The 3,255-nt window shown below is 45.5% G+C and carries 3 protein-coding genes; all 3 read left to right on the top strand.

What is annotated here, in order from left to right; translation table 11 throughout:
* On the top strand, positions 1-686 hold a 686-nt coding region (locus H6A27_RS14010; protein WP_204509124.1), incomplete at its 5' end, for a GDP-mannose 4,6-dehydratase.
* Between the two features lie 82 nt (positions 687-768).
* Positions 769-1,818 (top strand): mannose-1-phosphate guanylyltransferase, encoded by a 1,050-nt coding sequence (locus H6A27_RS14005; RefSeq protein ID WP_239469714.1) that lies wholly within the window; start codon positions 769-771, stop codon positions 1,816-1,818.
* A 22-nt stretch (positions 1,819-1,840) separates the two neighbouring features.
* Positions 1,841-3,076, top strand: coding sequence for an FAD synthase family protein (locus H6A27_RS14000; protein WP_204509123.1), 1,236 nt, complete (start codon positions 1,841-1,843; stop codon positions 3,074-3,076).
* Positions 3,077-3,255: the final 179 nt, after the last annotated feature.

Genomic DNA, 3,255 nt, shown 5'->3' with positions numbered 1-3,255 from the left:
CGTTTCATCCGTATTCGCCTTACGCTGTGGCGAAGCTGTACGGTTTCTGGATAATAAAAGAGTATCGTGAGGCTTATAATATGTTCTGCTGCTCGGGTATCCTGTTCAATCATGAATCGGAACGCAGGGGGGAGACTTTCGTGACAAGAAAGATTACTCTGGCTGCTGCACGTATAGCTCAGGGGAAGCAGGAGTGCCTGTATCTGGGTAATCTGGATTCGCTGCGTGACTGGGGTTATGCGAAGGATTATGTGGAGTGTATGTGGCTGATTCTGCAACAGGAGAAGCCGGAGGATTTCGTGATTGCTACGGGGGTGCAGCACTCGGTGCGTGAGTTTACGGAGCTTGCTTTCCGTCATGCGGGTATAGAGCTGAAATTCGAGGGTAAAGGGCTGGATGAGAAGGGTATCTGTGTATCGGTTACTAATCCTGAAAACGGGCATTTAGTGGGCAAGACTCTGGTGGCAGTTTCGGAAGATTTCTATCGTCCTACTGACGTTGTGAACCTGTGGGGTGACCCGACGAAGGCGAAGGCTAAATTAGGATGGAATCCTCAGACTACAAGCTTCGAACAGTTAGTGCAGCTGATGGTAGAGCATGATATGGCAAAAGTAGCTGCTGACAGTGTTGCTTCGAAAGTGAGGACTAACCTTGCAGAGTATCTGGAAAAAGGACTTGTAAAATAATATACAACATTATATAAAATGACTTCCTGCTTAGGTAATACTATGCAGGGAGTCTATTATTTAAAAATACATAAATCTCATGATGGAGACAAGCAAAAATCATGTGGTTATAATGGCAGGCGGTATAGGAAGCCGTTTCTGGCCTATGAGTGTACCGGAGTATCCGAAACAATTTATAGACGTGATGGGATGCGGTAAATCTCTGATACAGCTTACTGTAGAGAGATTCAGCAATATCTGTCCGATGGAAAACTTCTGGGTGGTGACAAGCGAAAAGTATGTGGAGATAGTAAAGGCACAGCTTCCCGGCATTCCTGAATGTAATATATTGGCTGAGCCGGAAGCAAGAAACACTGCTCCGTGCATTGCTTATGCTTGCTGGAAAATAGGAAAGAAATTTCCGGACGCAAATATTGTGGTCACTCCTTCGGACGCACTGGTGATAAATACTGCGGAGTTTGACAGAATAATCAAAGCTGCTCTGGACTTTACAGCTACAGGAAACAACATTGTAACGGTCGGTATCAAACCTACAAGACCTGAAACGGGATATGGATATATCTGTAGCGGTATGGCTGTTGATGGTACTGAAGTGCTGAAGGTGGATGCATTCAAGGAAAAACCAAATCTGGAAACGGCTTGCAAGTATCTGGAAGAGGGTAACTATCTGTGGAATGCGGGTATCTTCGTATGGAATATTGAAACCATAATGAAGGAGATAAGAAAGCATACTCCTGACCTTGCAGATAAGATGGACAGGATGGCTGTGGATTTCTATACAGACATGGAGAAGGACACAGTGAAAGAACTGTTTCCTACATGCGAGAAAATATCAATAGACTATGCTGTGATGGAGAAAGCCAAGGATATTTATACTATTCCTGCTGATTTCGGATGGAGTGACTTAGGTACATGGGGCTCGCTGCATACTCTGCTTCCACACGACGGACAGAATAATGCGTATGTAGGCAATAATGTTAAGCTGTATGATTGCAGTAACTGCATAGTCCATACCTCGGAGGAAAAACAGGTGGTGCTTGAAGGACTTGACGGATATATCGTGGCTGAAAAAGGAAACAGACTGTTAGTATGCAAACTGGAGAATGAACAGAATATCAAGAACTATATATAAATAACCAAATAAAAATAGTCGCATGAGCAACAAGAAAGTTTTCGTGAGCGGATGTTATGACCTGCTGCACAGCGGACATGTAGAGTTTTTCCAGCAGGCTTCGAAATTCGGCGACCTGTATGTGGGTATCGGCTCGGATGCCACGTATCTGGAATATAAGCACAGGAAACCGATGTTCCCGCAGAAGGAGCGTCTGTTCATGGTGAGGAACATAAAGGCTGTGAAGGAGGCTTATATTAACGAGGGGCATGGGGTGATAGACTTCATCCCGACTCTGGACATTGTGAAGCCGGACATCTTCGTGGTGAACGCTGAAGGTGGCAGCAAGGAAAAACGCAGGCTGTGTGAGGAACGCGGAATAGAGTACATTGAGCTGCAGCGCACTCCGCACGAAGGACTGGAGGCAAGAAGCTCGAGCTCGCTCAAGGCGGCTATGCAAAAAAACGATAATGAGGCGGGAGAGAGCAAAGGCATCCCAACTCGTCTGGATCTGGCGGGTACATGGATTGACCAGCCGTATGTGAGTGAGCATCATCCGGGATGGGCGATTACTATATCGCTGGAGCCTACTTTTGAGGTGAGAGACAGATGCGGACTGAGCACAAGTACACGTAACATCATAAAAAAGATATGGCCGGTGAAACTTCCGAAGATGGATCCGGAGATGCTGGCAAGACTTGTATTCTGCTTTGAAAACAATCCTGAGCGTACTGAGGGGCATGTATCGGGGGCACAGGATGCGATAGGTATTTGCATACCGGGACTGTGCAGACATTATTATGACAATAATTTCTGGCCTAAGAAGGTGGAGATATGCAGGGATGAGATGACGCTGAGGTTTCTGGAACAGCATCTGGTGATGATTCCTTTGGAACCTCGAAAGCCGGGATGCTCGGTGGTGGAAGGCAAGGACATAACGGTGGAGAAGGTGAAGGCTCTGGCGGATGCGGCAGATGTATGCTGGGAGGCTATTATGGGGCGTAACTTAGATGGTTTTGCAGCGGCTTATAAAGCAAGTTTTGAAGCGCAGACAGCCATGTTCCCGGGAATGATAAATCCGGCTTATATAAATGCTCCGCAGCAGGACAACGGCTTTATCAGTGATGCCATAGCGCATTATAGCGCAATGGCGGACGTGATGGCATGGAAACTGGCTGGCGCAGGTGGTGGCGGATACTTGGCATTAGTGGTAAAGGATGCAAAGGAATTCCTGAACAGCCACAGTGAGGCTATAGAGTTGCATATAAGGAGAGAATAAGTTAGTTATCAGAATTACAGTCATAAATTAAGTTCCTATGTTTAAAATCGGAAGTGACGGATAACATAATATAGCACTAAAAAAGCTATACCATTATAGTTAACTTTGTATATAAGAGAAAAACAATATTAACCAATAACGATATAGCTTATGAAGTGTGTACAAAGTAACAAATTAGA

The organism is Bacteroides caecigallinarum, from assembly GCF_016902295.1.
GTDB classification, from domain to species: Bacteria; Bacteroidota; Bacteroidia; order Bacteroidales; family Bacteroidaceae; genus Phocaeicola; species Phocaeicola caecigallinarum_A.
This window is presented reverse-complemented; position numbering and strand designations above follow the sequence as displayed.

What these genes read in the sequence shown, in the direction of transcription:
- H6A27_RS14005 (WP_239469714.1), top strand. Translation starts at nt 769, where the DNA reads ATGGAGACAAGCAAAAATCATGTGGTTATAATGGCAGGCGGTATAGGA.
- H6A27_RS14000 (WP_204509123.1), top strand. Translation starts at nt 1,841, where the DNA reads ATGAGCAACAAGAAAGTTTTCGTGAGCGGATGTTATGACCTGCTGCAC.